The sequence below is a fragment of the Marivirga harenae genome, from assembly GCF_030534335.1.
Classification (GTDB): Bacteria; Bacteroidota; Bacteroidia; order Cytophagales; family Cyclobacteriaceae; genus Marivirga; species Marivirga harenae.
In genome coordinates this window covers 2937212-2957555 of sequence record NZ_CP130565.1, presented here as the reverse complement: position 1 = coordinate 2957555, position 20344 = coordinate 2937212, and the positions used below count along the sequence as shown (strand labels likewise).

The 20344-nt window shown below is 35.7% G+C and carries 16 protein-coding genes; 10 read left to right on the top strand and 6 right to left on the bottom strand.

Annotation, left to right across the window (positions count from 1 at the left end):
* The first annotated feature begins 71 nt into the window (after positions 1 to 71).
* A complete protein-coding gene (locus tag Q3Y49_RS12705) occupies positions 72 to 1835 on the top strand; it encodes a UvrD-helicase domain-containing protein (RefSeq protein ID WP_303268653.1) in 1764 nt (587 codons plus the stop codon).
* 57 nt (positions 1836 to 1892) lie between these two features.
* Here Q3Y49_RS12705 and dapA read toward each other — a convergent pair whose 3' ends face one another.
* Genes dapA through ligA form a run of 3 tightly spaced genes read right to left on the bottom strand, consistent with a single transcriptional unit; the run spans position 1893 to position 5317 of the window.
* Entirely contained in the window at positions 1893 to 2795 is a 903-nt protein-coding gene (gene dapA, locus Q3Y49_RS12700; protein ID WP_303268652.1) for a 4-hydroxy-tetrahydrodipicolinate synthase, read from the bottom strand.
* On the bottom strand, positions 2767 to 3297 hold the full coding sequence (locus Q3Y49_RS12695) for a DUF6913 domain-containing protein (protein WP_303268650.1): 531 nt from the start codon (positions 3295 to 3297) through the stop codon (positions 2767 to 2769). The genes dapA and Q3Y49_RS12695 overlap by 29 nt, the downstream gene beginning before the upstream one ends.
* Before the next feature lie 4 nt (positions 3298 to 3301).
* Entirely contained in the window at positions 3302 to 5317 is a 2016-nt protein-coding gene (gene ligA, locus Q3Y49_RS12690; RefSeq protein WP_303268648.1) for an NAD-dependent DNA ligase LigA, read from the bottom strand.
* A 422-nt stretch (positions 5318 to 5739) separates the two neighbouring features.
* Here ligA and Q3Y49_RS12685 point away from each other — a divergent pair, with 422 nt between their 5' ends.
* Positions 5740 to 7905: a S9 family peptidase gene (locus tag Q3Y49_RS12685; protein ID WP_303268646.1), complete on the top strand. Its 2166-nt coding sequence runs from the start codon at positions 5740 to 5742 to the stop codon at positions 7903 to 7905.
* A gap of 37 nt (positions 7906 to 7942) precedes the next feature.
* On the opposite strand, the gene Q3Y49_RS12680 is transcribed toward Q3Y49_RS12685, so the two are convergent.
* Positions 7943 to 8548 (bottom strand): hypothetical protein, encoded by a 606-nt coding sequence (locus tag Q3Y49_RS12680; RefSeq protein WP_303268644.1) that lies wholly within the window; start codon positions 8546 to 8548, stop codon positions 7943 to 7945.
* 170 nt (positions 8549 to 8718) lie between these two features.
* A complete protein-coding gene (locus Q3Y49_RS12675) occupies positions 8719 to 10392 on the bottom strand; it encodes an AMP-binding protein (protein WP_303268642.1) in 1674 nt (557 codons plus the stop codon).
* Between the two features lie 647 nt (positions 10393 to 11039).
* On the opposite strand from Q3Y49_RS12675, the gene sufB reads away from it, so the two are divergent.
* The 7 genes from sufB (at position 11040) to Q3Y49_RS12640 (ending at position 17658) form a co-directional block, all read left to right on the top strand.
* A complete protein-coding gene (gene sufB, locus Q3Y49_RS12670) occupies positions 11040 to 12485 on the top strand; it encodes a Fe-S cluster assembly protein SufB (protein ID WP_303268640.1) in 1446 nt (481 codons plus the stop codon).
* A 71-nt stretch (positions 12486 to 12556) separates the two neighbouring features.
* A complete protein-coding gene (gene sufC / locus Q3Y49_RS12665) occupies positions 12557 to 13312 on the top strand; it encodes a Fe-S cluster assembly ATPase SufC (RefSeq protein WP_303268638.1) in 756 nt (251 codons plus the stop codon).
* A gap of 18 nt (positions 13313 to 13330) precedes the next feature.
* Positions 13331 to 14656, top strand: a complete 1326-nt coding sequence (gene sufD / locus Q3Y49_RS12660; RefSeq protein ID WP_303268636.1) for a Fe-S cluster assembly protein SufD — start codon at positions 13331 to 13333, stop codon at positions 14654 to 14656.
* A gap of 344 nt (positions 14657 to 15000) precedes the next feature.
* Complete coding sequence (locus Q3Y49_RS12655; protein WP_303268634.1) at positions 15001 to 16239, top strand: aminotransferase class V-fold PLP-dependent enzyme; 1239 nt, start codon at positions 15001 to 15003, stop codon at positions 16237 to 16239.
* 10 nt (positions 16240 to 16249) lie between these two features.
* The gene (locus Q3Y49_RS12650) at positions 16250 to 16693 is read left to right on the top strand and encodes a SufE family protein (protein WP_303268633.1); all 444 of its coding nucleotides are present in this window, start codon (positions 16250 to 16252) and stop codon (positions 16691 to 16693) included.
* 11 nt (positions 16694 to 16704) lie between these two features.
* Positions 16705 to 17046: an SUF system Fe-S cluster assembly protein gene (locus Q3Y49_RS12645; RefSeq protein ID WP_303268631.1), complete on the top strand. Its 342-nt coding sequence runs from the start codon at positions 16705 to 16707 to the stop codon at positions 17044 to 17046.
* A gap of 195 nt (positions 17047 to 17241) precedes the next feature.
* The gene (locus Q3Y49_RS12640; protein WP_303268629.1) at positions 17242 to 17658 is read left to right on the top strand and encodes a BrxA/BrxB family bacilliredoxin; all 417 of its coding nucleotides are present in this window, start codon (positions 17242 to 17244) and stop codon (positions 17656 to 17658) included.
* Between the two features lie 173 nt (positions 17659 to 17831).
* Here the strand turns inward: Q3Y49_RS12640 and Q3Y49_RS12635 are convergent, their stop codons facing one another.
* The gene (locus Q3Y49_RS12635; protein ID WP_303268627.1) at positions 17832 to 19475 is read right to left on the bottom strand and encodes an amidase family protein; all 1644 of its coding nucleotides are present in this window, start codon (positions 19473 to 19475) and stop codon (positions 17832 to 17834) included.
* Between the two features lie 390 nt (positions 19476 to 19865).
* Between Q3Y49_RS12635 and Q3Y49_RS12630 the strand changes: the two genes are divergently transcribed.
* Positions 19866 to 20321, top strand: a complete 456-nt coding sequence (locus Q3Y49_RS12630) for a nuclear transport factor 2 family protein (protein ID WP_303268626.1) — start codon at positions 19866 to 19868, stop codon at positions 20319 to 20321.
* The last annotated feature ends 23 nt before the right edge of the window (positions 20322 to 20344 follow it).

Below are 20344 nucleotides of genomic sequence, written 5' to 3'. Positions count from 1 at the left end.
AAAGTATATATTAACTGATTAACACATATTGAAGTCTATCTACATAAGGATTAGTTTAAAATTATCAACCAATGCAATTAACTAAACAACAATCCTCCATTATCACATCAAATGAAAACATCAAAATTAATGCAGTAGCAGGATCTGGCAAAACCACTACCTTGATTGCTTATGCAGAAAGCAGACCTAAAAACAGTAAAATTCTCTATCTGGCTTTTAACAAATCTGTAAAATTGGAAGCCACCAAAAAATTTAAATCTAAAAAGCTTTTCAATGTTGAAGTACAAACTGCACATTCGTTGGCATTCAAGCATGTAATCGTTGGAAACAATCTAGAAATTAATAGCACCGGGTACAAAAACCATGAATTGGCTGATATTTTAGACCTTAATATAAAAAGTGAGCCCATGGCCGAAATGATAATGGCCAACCATATTAATAAATTCACTGCATATTTTTGCAATAGCAATGCTACCAAAGTGGGAGAATTGAATTATCAGGACACCATTTCTGATAAAAAGGTCTATACATTTGTAAAAAGTAACTACTCGTACATCAAAAAGAAAACCCGAGAGTTTTTGGCCAAAATGAACAGTGGCGAAATCGCGATGACTCATGACTTCTATTTAAAGAAATTTCAACTACTCAAACCCCAGTTAAAATATGATTACATTCTTTTTGACGAGGGGCAAGACGCCTCTCCTGCCATGCTGGATGTGTTCCTTCAGCAAAAAGCAGTGAAGGTAATAGTTGGCGATACTCATCAGCAAATTTACTCATGGCGCTATGCGGTAAACTCATTGGAAATGGTGAATTTTAAAGCGTTTGAACTATCCAGTAGCTTTAGATTCAATGAAAAAATAGCCCGATTGGCTCAGGCCATTGTGGAAAGAAAAAAACATCTTCAAGCAGATGTGAAGTTCCACATAAAAGGTAAAGGTGAGCCTTCAAAAGGTGAACAGAAGGCAGTATTGGCTCGCACCAACCTAGGTTTATTAACGAAAGCAATCGACTACATATCCGAACGGGCGAACTTAGAGGGAATTTATTTCGAAGGCAATATTAACTCCTACACTTATGCTGATGATGGCACTTCGCTCTATGATGTTTTGAATCTGTACAATGGGAAAAGGAAATTCATCCGTGACCCATTAATTAAAAAGATGAATACGCTGGAAAATTTGGAAGAGTATATTGAGAAGACCGAAGATATGCAATTGGGTATGATGGTGGAGTTGGTGAGAGAATATGGAAATGAAATACCGGAATATATCAAGCAACTAAAAGAAAAACATGTAGAAAATCAGGATAGAGAAAAAGCCAACATCATATTCTCTACAGTTCATAGATGTAAAGGAATGGAATATGGGTCAGTGCATTTGGTAAATGATTTCTTGACAGAAGAGAAATTAAAGAAATTATCCCAACAAAAGAATCTTCCTGATTTGATAAAGGAAAAATTGAACGAAGAAATCAATTTGTTGTACGTGGCAATAACCAGAACCCAAAATAAACTTTACATTGAGGAAGAACTTCTACCGGAGAATTGGCCTAAGAATGAGCAAATCATTTTACTGAAGAAAAAGAAAGTGAATGACGATGCTTCTATTAAAGATTTAAAGGTTAACAGCTTCGAAGAAAAATCCTATGATGTCGAAGAAATCAGGGAAAAGCACAAAAAAGCCTATGCGCCATGGAATGATGAACTGGACAAAGAATTGAAATACATGTTTGAAGAAGGATTGAGCACAAAAGATTTAGCCAATCATTTTGGGAGGACTAAAGGGGCTATTAGATCAAGGATTAGAAGGATTTATAATATGGAAGAATTTTGATGTCCAACAATTTTATAATGTAGGCGCAGGACATGCCCTATGCCTACATTATAAAATCTACCTCAACCCAAATTCCTTAATTTTCTTTGCTATTCTTTTGGATAACCCATCAGTTGCTGGCAATAATGGCAATCTAACATAATTTTTACAAACACTTTGTTGTCGTAATGCCTCCTTTGCCCCTACTGGATTACTTTCCTCGTACATGAGCGAATTGATAGGCAATAATTTAAACAGGCTTTCATTTGCCTTTACAAAATCTCCCTTCAAAGCATTATGAACCATATTAGCGAAAACTTCCGGAAATGGATTGGCCATTACGGAAATTACGCCCACCGCACCCAATGTAATCATAGAATTGGTCAACAAATCATCTCCTGAAATCAAAAGAAATTCTTCGGGCTTATTAGCCATGATTTCCATGCATTGACTTAAATCACCTGATGCTTCCTTGATGCCAATAATATTTTTATGCTGGGCCAATCTTAAGGTGGTTTCTGCCTTCATATTCGAAGCAGTTCTTCCTGGCACATTGTACAGAATTACCGGAACAGGTGATGCGTCAGCGATTTTCACAAAGTGCTGATATATCCCTTCTTGCGAAGGTTTATTATAATGAGGAGAAGCAGATAGAATTGCGTCCACTCCAGACAAATCCATTTCGCCAAGCAAATCAATTACTGCCTGAGTATTATTACCCCCAGCACCAAATACGATAGGTAATTGCTTAGGATTATGTGCTTTTACAAAAGCTAATATTTCTTGCTTCTCTTTTAATGTTGTTGTAGCAGATTCACCAGTGGTTCCCTGCACCACAAAATAATCTGCTCCTTTGGCAGTATGTCTCAATAGCTTTTCTAAAGCTTCTCTATCTACTGTTAAATCTTCTTTAAATGGGGTGATTAATGCGGGTTCCACCCCTGTAAATTTTTTAGTTGTTTCCTGAAATTTTTCTGACATAATGAATAATCTCTTCTGTTAAAATTTTGGTATCACCACTTTCTCTTGGCTTGATCATCAATTCAAAAAATGACGCATTATCTGAATTAGCCTGGTAGGCTCCAATTCTCGTGTCGGACTTAGTATTCACTAACAAATATTGCATGTACAAGTTTAGCGTGTCATCTAAGCAAAATAAATACTCCAGTTTTTGATCTATAAAACTCAAAAAATACGGGTTATCAATCTTGCCAAAAAAGCCAAGATCTCTATCTTCAAAAAAGTCAAAGTAGAACTCAAAGTTCTGTGTTGACTTCGGTTTATAGGCAAGCGCTTTTACCTCTATTCCGTCTGCCTGTAATACTTTAATGAATTTTTTGACTGCTTCGTGTTTTTTTAGATCCTCAAAGGAGAAAATTACTCCTACTTTCTTTAGCTTAGTATAGGGATAAGCCTGATGCAAAAATTTGCTCTTTTTCTGTCCTCTTTTAACTTTATACGATAAAATCTTGTGCTTAATCACTGCTTTAGTTTTCTTTTATAAGGCTCCGAAATTCAGTTTCGTTAATAATTTTAATCTCTAATTTTTCTGCTTTCTGCCTTTTTGCTGGCCCCATATTTTCTCCCGCCACTAATATATCCACTTTTCCTGAAATAGCCGAAACTACTTTTCCTCCATGTTGCTTTATTACATCCTTTATCTCATCTCTGCCGTAATTGTCAAAAACTCCAGAAACAACTAAAGATTTCCCTTCCAAGGCATTACCCTTTTGTTCAATTATGTTTTCCTTAATTTCAAATTGAAGTCCAACTGATTTCAAACGCTCAATTAATGCAATATTATCATCATCATGAAAATATTCCACCACACTTTGTGCAATTCGCTCACCGATTTCAGGAACTTCGGTCAGTTCTTCAAAAGAAGCTTCAGACAATTTTTTAATGGTTTTAAAGTGAGCCACTAATTTCTCTGCCACAGTTTTGCCTACGAACCGTATGCCTAGGCCAAATAAAATATTCTCAAAAGGAATTTTCTTTGAAGCCTCGATACCTTTCAAAAGATTTTGAGTACTTAAATCTTTAAATCCTTCTAATTTGAAAACATCTTCATATGTCAAATCATATAAATCGGCTATATTTCTGACTAAGCTTTTTTCATAAAGAAGGTGAATGGTTCGTTCACCCATAGAATCAATATCTGCTGCTTTTCTCTGAATATAGTGCTCAATAGAACCTTTAATTTGTGGCGGGCAACCTTTTCTGTTGGGACAATAATGTACAGCTTCTCCTTCCGCCCGCACTAATTCTGTACCACACTCAGGACAATTTTTAATATAATCAACTTCTTTACTTCCTAAATCTCTTTTCGTCAAATCAACTGCAGTAATCTTAGGAATAATTTCACCGCCTTTTTCTACATGTACCGTGTCCCCAACTCTCAAATCTAATCTAGCAATTTCATTGGCGTTATGCAGGGAAGCTCGTTTTACAGTTGTCCCGGCCAAGGATACAGGCTCAAGATTCGCAACCGGAGTAACTGCACCTGTTCTCCCTACCTGATAGGTGATTTCTCTTAAAATTGTGGTAGAACTTTCTGCTTTATACTTATAAGCAATTGCCCATCGTGGACTTTTTGCCGTGAACCCTAATCGCTCCTGTTGTGCAAGGCTGTTTACTTTGACTACGATACCATCAGTATCAACGTCTAATGCATGTCTTTTTTCCTCCCACTCTTTAATGAAATCAAAAACTTCATTAATATTTTTACACTTTTGGTAGGTCTGAGATACATTAAAACCAAATTTCTCTAATTGCTTGATTCCCTCTTCGTGAGAATCTATAGGTAGATCTTCACCAGCATAAGAATATAAAAAGCAATCCAATTTTCTCTTGGCTACAACTGCAGAATCTTGCATTTTCAAGCTTCCTGAAGCTGCATTCCTGGGATTAGCCAAAAGCGCTTCTTCATTTTCTTCCCTTCCTCTATTAATCTCATTAAAAGCCTCCCTAGGTAAAAAAACTTCTCCTCGGGCTTCAAAATATTCGGGAAATTTTTCTCCTCTTACTTTCAAAGGAATTGTTCTAATTGTTTTAGCGTTTTTGGTAATATCATCTCCCTTACTACCATCTCCACGAGTTACACCCCTAATTAATTTTCCATTTTCATAATGCAAACTAATAGCTACGCCATCAAATTTGAGTTCGCAAAAATATTCGTATTCCTCTTCACCTAGCCCCCTTTTTACCCTACCATCAAAATCCTCCAGCTCTTCTTTAGAATATGTATTTCCTAAAGAAAGCATAGGGATTTTATGTTCAACAGTCTCAAAATTTTTCGTAATATCTCCACCTACTCTTTGACTAGGAGAGTCATCAGTTTTTAGTTCCGGGAATTGACCTTCTAAATTTATCAGTTCCTTTAGCATCATATCGAACTCAAAATCAGATATTTCAGATACACTTTCCTGATAATATTTGTAGTTGTAATAATGAAGCTTTGCGCTTAACTCCTGAATTTTTTGTTGAGCTGTGTTTCTATCCATTTTTAATGCTAAGGCTTAAATCACAAATCTAATGATTTGCCTATTGGTTTGGCTAAAAAGCGCGGAAAATTTGATATCAGGATGAAAGGTTCTTGCAGATACTATGTTCTGTGCGTCATCCCTTGCGCAAACCTGTCCCCTACTTTAGTGAGGAGGCAGAGATCTATTCAATTATAAAAGTTAACTTACGATGACGCACGGAATGAATGGTATCAAGACAACTTCTAAATTTATAAATCGATCTATCAGCATATTTAAACGTCTATACATCGAAATATCAGCACATCAGGACTCTATCCACATAAAAACTAGCAGACAGGCCAACCAAATATACCACTCAACCGCTCCTCTCACCACTAATTCAATTTCAACCTTTTCATTTACTAAAAGCTTACTATTTTTGGAATTGAATCAAATTTATCATGATGAAAAAATTACTTTTTATACTTTGTTTTACAAGTGTTAGCCTTGCTTTCGCACAAAAAAAAATTACCGTTTCTGATATTTACGAAAAAGGTACATTCCGTCAAGAATCTGTTTATAACGTTAACTGGATGAATGATGGTAAATACTATTCTGCTTTGGAAGAAAATAAAGTCCAAAAAATTAATGTGGAAAATGGCGAAGTGGTAGAGACTCTTGTGGATGGTAGCGAGTTAGATCCTAATCTTGAAATTAGAAGCTATTCCTTCAGCAAGGATGAACAAAAATTATTACTGGCAACTGATGTCAACTATATTTACAGACGCTCATTTACTGCAAAATATTATGTTTACAACTTGGAAGATAAGACTGTAACTGCCTTATCAGAAAATCCACAAATGTTTGCCACATTCTCCCCTGATGCAAAAAAAGTGGCATATGTATTTGAAAACAATATCTACATTTTCGATATAGAATCAGGCAATACTACTCAGGTTACTTCCGATGGAAAAATTAATGAAATCATAAATGGTGGTTCAGATTGGGTTTATGAGGAAGAATTTTACGTGACCAAAACTTTCTTCTGGTCTCCTAATAGTGAAAAATTAGCATTTTACACCATGGATGAAAGTCACGTAAAAGAATACACTTTGCAAAAGTGGAATGATGGGGAGTTATATCCTGAAAACTACGTTTACAAATACCCAAAAGCAGGAGAAGCTAATTCTTATGTTTGGATTTCAGTTTACGATTTAGCCTCGGCAGTGAGTAAAAAAATGGATATTGGCAAAGAAAAAGATCAATATATTCCTCGTGTTCAATGGACAAAAGACTCTAATCTATTGAGCATCATCCGCATGAACAGAAGGCAAAATATATTAGAGATTTTGCACGCCAATGCCACAACAGGTGAAAGCAAAGTAGTTTTAAAAGAAGAGTCTGACACTTATGTTGCATTGAATTATTGTGATGATTTGACCTATACCGATGATGGCAAATATTTCATTCAGTCTAGTGAAAAGGATGGATTCAAGCACCTTTATCTATATACTATTGATGGTAAACTAGTAAGGCAAATTACAAAAGGAGAATGGGAAGTTGTGAGCATAGTTGGCATCGACCAAAAGGAGAGCAAAATTTACTATATCAGCACTGAAGTTTCTCCATTAGACAGAACCTTCTATTCCGTGGGCATGAACGGAAAAAAGAAAAAGCTGATTGGAGAAGAAATAGGATATACTCGTATCAATATGAGCAATGACTTTCAGTACTATCTTAAATACTATAGCAACCCCACAACACCAAACCAAGTAAGCTTACACCAAACCAAAGGAAATAAAAAACTTACAATTTTGAAGGATAATGAAAGCTACAGAGCCATTACAGAGGAATTCGGTTTTGTGGAAAAAGAGTACTTTCAATTTAAAACTTCTGAGGATGTAAGCTTAAATGGCTATTTCCTAAAACCTGAAGATTTTGATGATAATAAGGAATATCCTGTAATAGTATATCAATATAGCGGACCAGGCAGTCAGCAAGTCCAAAACACATGGGGAGGCAGTCAATTCAACTGGCATCAAATGATGACACAGAACGGCTATATCGTGGCTGTGGTTGACCCAAGGGGTACTGGCGGACGAGGAGAAGCTTTCAAAAAAATGACTTACAGACAATTGGGTAAATATGAAACCCTAGATATGATCGAAACCGGAAAATATTTGGGTAGTTTAGCCTATGTAGATGCAGATAGAATTGGTATTTGGGGTTGGTCTTATGGCGGTTACATGGCAGGAAATGCTATTTTAGACGGTGCTGATGTTTTCAATGCGGCCGTTTCTGTGGCCATGGTTTCCAACTGGCGCTATTACGATAGTATTTATACTGAGCGATATATGGATTTACCGCAAGACAATGCTGATGGCTATGACGATAATTCTCCTTTAAGCAAAATAGAAAAATTAGAAGACCCGTATTTGATTATCCACGGAACAGGTGATGATAATGTACATGTTCAACATACGGTTGTATATCAAGACGCATTACTAGAAGCAGGAAAGCAATTTGATTTGTTCTATTATCCAGACAGGACACACGGGATTGGAGAAGATGGAGCACGGCCACATCTTTTTAGAATGATGACCAAATGGTGGTTAGAAAATTTATAATCTTTAGAAGCCCGATCAGATCAAAGTCGGGCTTTTTTTATAATCCAATTAGAGGGATTAGAAAAAAAATAGAACCAAGGATAAAAGAAAAAATCAGGGCTAATTTCAAGTTTTTATTGGTCAACTTATAAATGGAAAATACAAGATAAATTAAAGCAGATATTCTAAATAAGTTATAGCCAGACAATAGAAAATACTTTACTTGATCAGTGTTTTCAAAACTATAAAAATCAGCTAATGAAAGCATTTGATAATTATCAAAATGCTCACTTGAAAAATCATCCATCATAGTAAAATAAAAAAGCTTCATTAGGTAACCGAATAATATAATAAGATAAGCTTCAGAGATCACCTTGAGGACCTCATTTGATTTATACTCAACATCAAATCCCCTCAACAATCCGATAGAAATACCAACAACAAGCACAAAATCAAAAAAAAGGATAGTCATTTCCACTGCATAATCAATGGACTTCCACATTTGCCCTTCTGCAACACTAATATTACTCAATTGGAATAACTTATTGTTTACAATCTCCATTTCAATCACCGAATCTGTTACTAAAAACTGTCTAATTAGTGTAGGAGTGATAATAAGGACAATAAGGAATAGTATGAATGATTTATACTTTTGTATATTCATAGTTTGGGTATTAGAAATATTAAATCTTTAAAGCAAGAATAGATTTACTTTTGCCACTGCCAATTTCTTCCGCTTTGGATTTTTGTAAATCAATCTTTATTATGAAAAAAGGCTTCCCATACCTGAGAAGCCCTTCAATTAATAATTTCAAAAATATTGATTATTAAGTCCTAATTATTATTCTCCCGTAAGTGCCTCCTAATAATTTTTCCGACATTCGATTTAGGTAATTCTTTTTCGAAAGAAACGGATTTGGGACATTTATAAGCTGTTAAATTCTCTTTGCAGAAATCAATGACTTCTTGCTCAGTCAGACTCTCATCCTTCTTTACTACAAAAGCCTTGACCACCTCAGTAGATTTTTCATCAGGTATCCCGATGACCGCCACTTCCAGTACTTTTTCCATTCCAGCAATTACGTCCTCAATTTCATTTGGATAAACATTAAAACCAGAAACGTTGATCATATCCTTTATTCTATCCACAATTTTAAAGAATCCATCTTCATCTTGAACGCCAACATCTCCTGTTCTGAACCATTCACCATTAAAGAATGTAGTGTCATTTAATTCAGGTTTTTTCCAATAACCGGACATTACTTGAGGTCCTTTACCACAAATTTCACCAGCTTCACCCACTGCAACTTCCTTACCGTCTTCGTCCAAAATTTTCATATCTGTACTAGGTGTAGGAATTCCAATAGTCCCGATTCTTTCAGTTCCATCTAAAGGATTCACACTTAATACTGGTGATGTTTCACTTAAGCCATAACCCTCTACTAACGGACCTCCAGTCAATTTTTTCCATTTTTCGGCCACCGCTTTTTGCACGGCCATCCCTCCGCCAATAGATCCTTTCAAATGTGAGAAATCTACCTCATTTATATTAGGCTGATTTAAAAGCCCATTAAATAAAGTATTCACACCTGTCATCAAGGTAAATGGATGTTTTTTTAGCTCCTTAATGAAAGCTGGCATATCTCTTGGGTTCGTTATTAATATGCTCTTAGCTCCTATGCTGAACATTAATATACCATTTACCGCTAAGGCAAAAATGTGATAAAGTGGAAGTGCTGTGATCATTTGCTCTTGTAAACCATCTGTAAAAAGGGGCTTAAACCATTCTTTAGTTTGCATAGTATGTGCCACTAAATTTCTATGAGATAATTGAGCTCCTTTACTTACACCAGTAGTTCCACCGGTATATTGCAAGAATGCCAAATCACTTGATGCTATTTCAGGTTTCTTAAAGCTATGATTTCTTCCTTTCTTCAAGGCATCTTTAAACTTTATTGCCGTTGGTAAATTATAGCTAGGTACCATTTTTTTGATATTCTTCACTACGAAATTTACAATCCCTCCTTTAAGTCCACCTAGCAAGTCACCTAATTGAGTATGGATTATCGTTTTAATCTCAGTTTCTTCTAAAATTTTTTCAAGGTTACTGGCAAAATTAGCAACAATTACAATGGCCTTGGCACCCGAATCTTTAAATTGATGCGCCATTTCTCTTGCTGTATATAACGGATTAGTCCCCACCACCACAAGTCCTGCTTTAAGGGCACCAATCATAGCAATTGGGTACTGCAAACAGTTTGGCATTTGAATGGCCATCCGATCTCCTTTTTTCAAACCCGCTTCATTTTGCAAATAGGAAGCAAAATCATTGGATAATTCATCCACTTCTGCATAGGTCAATACTTTGCCCATATTTTCATAGGCTTCATTGCTCCCATGCTTCTGGAAAATCTCTTCAAATAATTCAGGGAGGTTTTTATATTGATCGGGGTTAATCTCTCTCGGTACTCCTTTCGGATAATGATTGTACCATGGAAAATCGCTCATAGTCGTCTATTTAGTTTCAATTTTTTCGTTTCGAGATGGAAATTAATAAAAAATATTATTCTTACATAGACCTATTTAAAACAACATTCCTACACTTGAATTTAATTTTACAAAATATACTGTAATTCAGAAGGTTAGAATTCGTCAAAATGCTGTTAGAGTTTAAAAAATTTAGCGACTAGCTTGACGTAACTTTGTAAAGTCCTAAATTAGTCCTTTTCGTCATCTGATAAAAGACCTGTTTCACCCTACAGTTAACATTATAAGAAGCAGGCTTATACTTAAAAGCACCAGGTCCTTATAAGCGATAAAAATATTCGCTCTTCCTATAATTGCTTGATAGTGGCAAAAATTTCCAAACGTAATAAAGTAGCCATCATCTACAAAGGTGAGCCAAAAATAGGATACTGGGTGCGTAAATTGATTCAAACGAAGCAATTACAACACCTGTAGACCGACTGGTGCGACTTCAAGGACATACAATTATGCTTTGTCTATTCCCGAACCTCAAACTGCCATTGCCGTACACCCCTTGTATAGCTTTTATCAATAATTCGATCACTAAAAAATATAGATTTTTGATAACTAAAACGCACAATTTGTGTTAGCTTTGTACTTAAATTGAAATTAGTCTAAATAAGTCATATATGAGTAAAGACGATCAAATACTGGAAGAATTTGCCTCAAAAGAATATGAGCATGGTTGGACAGTAGATTTTGAAGCGGACTCTGCACCTCCAGGCCTGAATGAAGATATAGTCCGTTTTATATCAGCTAAAAAAGAAGAGCCAGAATGGCTTCTAGAATGGAGGCTGAAAGCTTATAGGAATTGGAGAAAAATGACAGAGCCTAAATGGGCCAATGTTCATTATCCAAAACCAGAATTTGAAGATATCATATACTATTCTGCTCCTAAGCCTAAGGATAAACCAAAAAGCTTGGATGAAGTAGATCCTGAAATGAGAAAAACCTTTGAAAGATTGGGGATTTCTCTTACCGAGCAAAAAAGATTGACTGGAGTTGCGGTTGATGCTGTAATGGATTCCGTTTCTGTTGGAACAACATTTAAAAAGCAATTAGGAGAATTAGGGATCATATTTTGCTCATTTAGCGAAGCAGTAAAAGAGCATCCTGAATTGGTTAAAAAATACATTGGTTCAGTCGTTCCTTCTAATGATAACTTTTACGCAGCTTTAAACTCAGCTGTATTTTCGGATGGTTCATTCTGCTATATCCCGAAAGGAGTAAGATGCCCTGTTGAGCTTTCCACTTATTTTAGAATCAATGCCGCCAATACAGGGCAGTTTGAAAGAACCTTGATTGTAGCAGAAGATGATTCATACGTTAGTTATCTGGAAGGTTGTACTGCACCTATGCGTGATGAAAACCAATTGCACGCAGCCGTTGTAGAGATTTATGCCGCTAAAAATGCTGAGGTAAAATATTCTACAGTTCAAAACTGGTATCCTGGTGATAAAAACGGAAAAGGTGGAATTTATAATTTCGTGACGAAACGAGGAATTTGCGCAGGTGACTATGCGAAAATTGCATGGACGCAGGTCGAAACAGGATCAGCAGTTACATGGAAATATCCTAGCTGTATCTTAAAAGGAGATTATTCTCAAGGGGAATTTTATTCTGTTGCAGTAACAAATAATATGCAACAGGCTGATACTGGTACGAAAATGATCCATATCGGGAAAAACACAAAAAGTAGAATTGTCTCGAAAGGTGTTTCTGGTGGAAAGAGTCAGAACTCTTATAGAGGACTTGTAGAAATCCACAAAAGAGCAGAAAACTCTAGAAACTTCTCACAATGTGACTCCTTATTAATGGGGGACAAATGTGGAGCTCATACATTCCCATACATAGAAATAAAAAACAGTTCTGCTCAGGTAGAACACGAGGCGACCACCTCTAAAATTGGCGAGGATCAGATATTCTACTGCCAGCAAAGAGGAATTGATGAAGAAAGTGCCGTTGCATTAATCGTTAATGGTTATTGTAAAGAAGTATTAAATAATCTGCCAATGGAGTTCGCAGTTGAGGCACAGAAATTACTCGCCTTGACATTGGAAGGTTCTGTTGGTTAATTCAAGCATTTTTAACGAGTGCAACAAAAAAAGAAAAGAAGAATAAATTTTTGAAATAAGCATATATCACAATGTTATCAATTAAAGATTTACATGCCTCGATTGAAGGCAAAGAAATATTAAAGGGAATCAATCTGGAAGTTAAGCCAGGTGAAGTCCATGCTATTATGGGGCCAAACGGCTCTGGAAAAAGTACCTTAGCTTCCGTATTAGCAGGAAGAGAAGACTATACAGTAGATTCTGGTGAAATCACATTCAACGGAAAAGATTTACTAGAATTGGAAGCAGACGAGAGAGCAAAAGAAGGTGTTTTCTTGGCCTTTCAGTACCCTATTGAAATACCAGGAGTAACTACTACCAACTTCATGAAAACGGCTTTAAATAAAATTCGTGAGCACAAAGGTTTGGAACCATTAGATGCTGTTTCTTTCCTAGGTCAGATGAAGGAAAAAATGAAATTGGTAGAAATCGACCAGTCGTTATTGAGTAGATCATTAAATGAAGGTTTTTCTGGTGGTGAAAAGAAAAGAAATGAAATATTTCAAATGGCCATGTTAGAGCCAACTCTTTCTGTCTTGGATGAAACAGATTCAGGTTTGGATATTGATGCCTTAAGAATAGTAGCAAATGGTGTCAATAAATTGAAAAATGATGATAATGCAACTATAGTAGTAACACACTATCAGAGACTATTGGATTATATCGTTCCTGATTTCGTACATGTTTTATTCAATGGAAAAATTGTTAAAACAGGTGGAAAAGAGTTAGCGCATGACCTTGAAGCAAAAGGTTACGATTGGATCAAGGAAGAAGCAGGAGTTGCATAATTTTAATCAGCAATACATATGAGTAAATTGATTAAAGAAGATATAGATAAATTTTTCGTAGAGCAATTTGAGTCTTTTGAAAACTCCTTAAATGGAGAAAGTAAAAAACCATTGCACGCGAAAAGGAAAACTGCAATTGATAATTTCAAAACAGTGGGATTTCCTCATGCAAAACATGAAGAATATAAGTACAGTAATGTAGCTAAGATATTTGGCAAGCTTTTTAATGTTGAAAATCTGTCAGATGATAGCTTTTCCTTAAGTATAGACGAAGCTTCAAAGTACTTTATACCTGACTTGGATGCAATACGTTTGGTATTTGTTAATGGTGTATTAGATAATAAATTATCTGATCTAGAGACCCTTCCGAAAGGTGTCCATATTCAAGCTATCAAGACAGCTGCTGATGACTATGCTGAAGATTTTGAAAAGCATTTCAATACACATGAAATAGAAGGTGCAGATAATTTTTCTGAATTAAATACTGCATTCACAAATGGCGGAATTTTTGTTAAAATTGATGCCAATGCTGTGGTGGAAACACCAATTGCATGCTATTACTTTAATGATGCGAAAAATGCCGATGTTATCAGTCAGCCAAGAAATCTGGTAATTGCAGAGAAGAACAGTGAAGCCTCATTGATTGAGTCTTATATCACTTTGGGTGAGAACACTAGTTTTACTAACGTGGTGACTGAAATTGTTGTAGAAGACGACTGTAATTTCAACTATTACAAATACCAGAACGAATCAGATCAGGCTATTCAGATTGGTGCTACGATGGTGCATCAATTAGGAAAATCTGTTTTCAATGGAGTAACTTTAAGTTTGAACGGTGCAATGCTTCGTAATAACTTAAGTATTGCCATCCATAAAGAGCATTCAGAAACAAATATGTTCGGATTGTATTTGTTAGATGGTAAAACACATGTTGATAATCACACAGTAGTCGACCATAAAGTAGCTAATTGTGACAGTAACGAAATGTACAAAGGCATTTTGGATGGTCACTCAAGAGGTGTTTTCAACGGTAAAATCTTTGTAAGACAAGATGCTCAGAAAACCAATGCATTTCAGTCAAACCGAAATGTAGTGCTTTCTGATGACGCTGAGGTAGATACAAAGCCACAATTAGAGATTTGGGCGGATGATGTGCAATGTTCACATGGTGCCACAGTAGGCCAGTTAGATTTAGACCAATTATTTTACTTGAGAGCTCGAGGAATTGATAAGCAAACAGCAAAATCAATGTTATTGAATGCTTTTGCTTCTGATGTTCTGAGCAATATTAAAATCGAAGCTTTCAGAACACTAATTGAAAATAAAATTAACGAACGACTATAACTTTCAATAGCGAGAACAAACCTATCGTATCCCCGTGAGGATTATAGGGATGTTTTAAAAGATTGGATTATAACATTTTAAGTCAAGGAAATTTGCTTGACACATTTTTCGCTAAAGCGAAAAATCTTTTGTTTTCTTTTGTCTCTTTTGTGATAAGAATTTGCTAACGAGCATATTTACTAACAAATATTTTTTTAAACCACAAAAGAAACAAGAGAACACAATAGAAAATAACCAAGGTTATTTTTTTAGGATTGTAGTGGGATGAGGCTTCAAAACTTAACTGAACAACTTGGTAGTATTATTCCTTAAAGGATAATAGTAGATGAATAAATATAGTTAATATGAGCACAGCAGTAGCGCCAAATTTGGATATTCAAAAAATAAGAAAAGATTTTCCTATCCTTGAGCAAAAGGTAAACGGAAAACCTTTGATATATTTTGATAATGCTGCCACTACTCAAAAGCCAAACTCTGTAATCAATGCGATTTCGGAGTATTATAGTGGCTATAATGCCAATATTCATAGAGGATTGCATTCATTAGCTGAAAAAGCTACTACGGCCTTTGAAGACACGAGAACGGTTTTTCAAAAATTCATCAATGCTGCAGAGGTAGAAGAAGTAATTTTTACCAAAGGGACCACTGATGGTATTAATTTAATTGCTAATGCTTACGGAAGAAAATTTCTTCAAGCAGGTGATGAGATTTTGATCACTGCTATGGAGCACCATTCTAATATTGTGCCTTGGCAAATGATAGCTGAAGAAAGGGGTGCTGTATTAAAGGTCGTTCCTGTAAACAGTAAAGGAGAAATTTCACTTGATGAGGTGGAGAAATTAATTACTGATAAAACTAAAATTGTATCAGTAGTTTATGCTTCCAATTCGCTAGGGACAGTAAATCCAGTGAAGGAAATAGCAGCATTAGCACATGCTAAAAATGCTGTGATGGTTGTGGATGGGGCTCAGGCTTCTTCTCATTGCGTGGTTGATGTGCAAGATTTAGATTGTGATTTCTATGCTACTTCAGGTCATAAAATGTACGGACCGACCGGATGTGGTATTTTATATGGCAAGAGAGCCCTTTTGGAAAAAATGACTCCCTACCAAGGTGGTGGCGAGATGATTAATAATGTGAGTTTTGAGAAAACCACTTATAACGATATCCCCTATAAATTTGAAGCAGGAACACCCAACATTGCCGATGTAGTTGCATTAAAATATGCAGCAGAATATATTGACAATATTGGAAAAGATAACATCATGGCGCATGAGCAAGCTTTAACGCAACATGCTCATGATCGACTATCAGAAGTACCAGGAATAAATTTCTACGGGACAGCAGATAATAAAGTAAGTGTAGTTTCATTCACGATCGCCAATGTGCATCCTTACGATGCAGGTATGATGCTAGATGCAAAGGGCATTGCTGTGAGAACTGGGCATCATTGTACGCAGCCTTTAATGGATCATTTCGGCATAGAAGGAACAATTAGGGCTTCATTCTCTGTTTACAATACGATAGAAGAAATAGATTTTTTTGCAGACTCATTGAAAGATATAGTTGCAAAATTTAGCTAAAAATTAGTCAATGGCTGATAATACAATCAACACAAGACAAGACGAGATTATAGAGAAATTCTCCATGCTAGACGGAGATATGGAGATGATGATCGGCTATTTGATGGAGCTGGGTGAAAAGCTACCTGAAATGCCGGAATCATTAAAAACAGAAAATAATATAGTGAAAGGTTGCCAATCTAAGGTATGGTTAACTGCCGATGAAAATGATGGTAAACTACAGTTTCAAGCTGACAGTAACACCGCCATTACAAAAGGATTGGTAAGTCTGTTGGTTTCTGTTTTAAACCAAGGGAAAATAGAAGATATTTTAAATGCTGATTTATATTTTGTTCATAAAATCGGCATGAATCGCTTCATCGGCACGCAGCGATCAAATGGATTCTTAGCTATGATAAAGCAAATTAAAATGTTTGCCTTGGCCTATAAAACTAAATTAGAAAACGAAGCTTAAATTGATGCATTATGGCAGAAGAAACACAATTTGAAAAGAAATCAGAAGTACCCAATTTAAGAGATAAAGTACTAGAGGCTATAAAATCAGTTTATGATCCTGAGATTCCTGTAGACATATACGAATTAGGATTGATTTATGAAGTGAATGTATATCCAGTAAATAATGTATATATCTTGATGACCTTAACTTCTCCCTCCTGCCCTGCCGCTGAAGAAATTCCTAGCGAGGTAGAGATGAAGGTGAGATCAATTGAAGGAGTAAGCGATGTGAAAGTGGAACTAACTTTTGACCCACCTTATTCACAGGAAATGATGAGTGAAGCCGCTAAGCTGGAATTGGGGTTTATGTAGCCCCCTAACCCACAATGGAGGAATTGGAATCAAGAATCTAGAATTAAGACTTTGAATATTAGTGATTTTAAAGAAAGAACCTGGAGTCTTGAAGAAAAATAAAAGAAGAATAAATAGTTGTTAAAATAAATGATTAAAAAATGCCTAGACATTATCAGTCTTACATCTTTAATCTAAAATCTAAAATCTAAATATATGTATCCTGAAGAATTAGTAGCACCAATGCGTGCAGATTTAACTGAAGTTGGTTTTGAAGAATTGAAAACAGCTGATCAGGTGGCTGAGCACCTAAAAGACCATAAAGGAACTTCTTTAATGGTTATCAATTCAGTATGCGGTTGTGCTGCTGGAGCGGCTAGACCGGGTGTTAAATGGGCTGTACAACAAAGTCCTAAAAAGCCTAATAATTTGACTACTGTTTTCGCTGGTGTTGACCAAGAAGCAGTGGCTAAAGCTAGAGAGTTAACGGCTCCTTATCCACCATCTTCTCCTTCTATCGCTTTATTTAAAGACGGTGAATTGGTTCATTTCGTAGAAAGACACCATATTGAAGGACGAACTGCTGAAATGATTGGAAATCATTTGGTGCAAGTATTTGAAGAGTATTGTTAAGAGACGCTTGATTCTAGAATCTAGAATCAAGATAAATGAAAAAGGTTGCTGGTAATCCAGCAACCTTTTTTTGTGTGGAGAAGTCGTAAAATCAAAGTACAATATCAATTTAACTTCGATCCTAGCTCCTTCCGTCATCCCTGCGAAGGCAGGAATGATGATCTTATCTAACATTACCGATAATCAGCTGGAATCTCCCGTGCTTTAGTTTTCTTTTCAAAAGTATAGGCTAATTTCAATAACTTTTCCTCTGAAAATGGCTCAGCAATAAAAGTAATCCCTTTTGGCTGGCCACTTTTCTCATAACCCATGGGAACTGTCAAGGCTGGATGATGAGCTACAGCAGCGTAACCTGCACTCCAGTTATTGATAGATAAAATAGCATCTAAATTGTTTTCATTGATCATTGTCTCAAAATACTTTCTTCCTTCACTCATTAAGCGTATTTTCAAGCTATCAAATTCCTGCACTGAAGTAGAATCATTTACAATTCCTTCAAATCTGGCTTGCCCATAAGGAATTCTGGTTGCTGTATCTTCTAAGTTAAAATCAATAATATCCTTAACTGACTGGTATTCTATGCTAGGGCCTGAATATTTTTCAAAATAGTGAAGCAAATCTGCTTTCATATCTAAATTCAGTAAAGTCAAAAAGCCTGATAAATTCACTTCTGGTGCTTCAACTTCAACCAATTCTGCACCTAATTCTTCGAGTTGTTTTATATTAGATTTATATAAAGAATCCTGCAAAAAATCTTTCATCACTCCAAGTCTCATACCTTTCAAATCACTCTTACCAAATGATTTCCAATAATCCTTATTAGGAGAATTACCTACTGTCACCTGGTCTTCAGCATCCTCACCTACTAGTGCTGAAAGCAAAATTGCATTATCCATTACATTTCTAGTCATCGGGCCAGGAGTATCTAAAGTGCTGGAAATTGGCACTATTCCTCCTCTGCTCAACAAACCAACTGTTGGCTTTAGTCCTACAATGGAGTTTGAACTTGACGGAGATAAAATAGAACCGGAAGTTTCTGTCCCAATGGCTCCAGCAGCATAGTTTGCTGCTATAGAAGATCCACTACCTGAACTGGAACCGCCTGTATCAAACTCCCCTCTTCCATAAGGATTCAAAGTTTGACCACCGATTGCATTGTACCCATTAGGACAACCGTCACATAGAAAGTTTGCCCATTCACTTAAACTTGATTTACCTAAAATAATGGCTCCGCTATTTTCTAAACGGCTGACTATATGTGCATCATCGGTATAATTATTCCGTAAAGCAACTGCTCCAGCAGTAGTAGGAATTCCTTCAAAATTGATATTATCTTTTAATAAAATAGGCATTCCAAAGATTGGATGATCCTCATCAGATCTCTTTTCATCTTTGGAAATTGCTTCCTCAACTACCTTAGGATTAATTGAAATAATATTGTTTAAGGTTCTCAAACTGTCATTTTCAAAAAGTACTATTCGATACAGATACCATTGTGCCAGCTCTTTATAGCTAAGTTTCCCTTCTGATACTGCATTTTGAATGCTCAACATATCCTGCTCTAATATCACAGGCGTTAAACGCTTATAATCCTCATCGCCAAAATCACTAATTTGAGGTTCTATTTGCTTCCATAAGTCATTTCGGTCACTCACTTTTGACTGAATCAATTTGTATCGCATCTGCTGAGACTCATGATCAGCATTTTTAGCTATAATGGCAGTTTCATCATAAGGAACCCAAGTAGCTATCTTCGTTTCTTGCTTTTCACTGCAAGCCCAAAGTCCTAAAATCAGTAAGTAAAATAATTTTCTCATGTTGTGATTTTTTGTTGTTTAATTAGATCAATCTACAATATAACCAATTTGAAAGGCTTTCAGATAGGATCATTTCAATTTTACAGGATTGGTTAGATAAATATAAAAGGCATAGTTGACAACAAGAGTAATTTATTGAGCAAATGCATATGATTAGTTCATTTACAGCAGCACCACTTTTACACACTGAAATAATAGTCATCATAATAGCGATGCAATTCATTCCTCTGAATTAAATCTGAAAATGTCCAAAATAAAGTAATCCATGTCGTAACTCATTGAGGCTATAATTAGTCAATGCAAAAAAACTTAATACCCATTTGCTAAAAATAAAAGCTTCAATTGATTATACTTGTATGAAGATCTCTAACATCATTTGAACTTATTTTAATGAAAACTACCTTAATTCTAATTCTTGGATTGACTTTCTATTTTCCATTAAACATTAACGCACAAAAAGCAGAAGGTGATAAGCAGTTAGAACAAATGCTACACACCTTTATGGATGGGGCTTCAAAAAATGATTCACTTATTCATGCTAATTTTTGGGCGGAAGATCTGATCTATACTAGTTCCAATGGAACTAGATTTGGTAAAAAACAAATTATGGATGGTTTCAAACCGAATGAACAAACCCAAACTGAAAACTCTACAACGCGTTATACAGCCGAGGACATCATTGTTCAGCGATATGAAAATATGGCCATTGTAGCTTTCAAAATGAAAGCAGATAGTGAGACTAGCGTTCAGTATTACTTAAACAGTGGTACTTTTCTCAAGCGAAATGGAAAATGGCAGGTAGTAAATTGGCATGCTACCATAAGTGGACAACCCATAAAAAAATAAAAATATCAAATTCAGACTCGCAA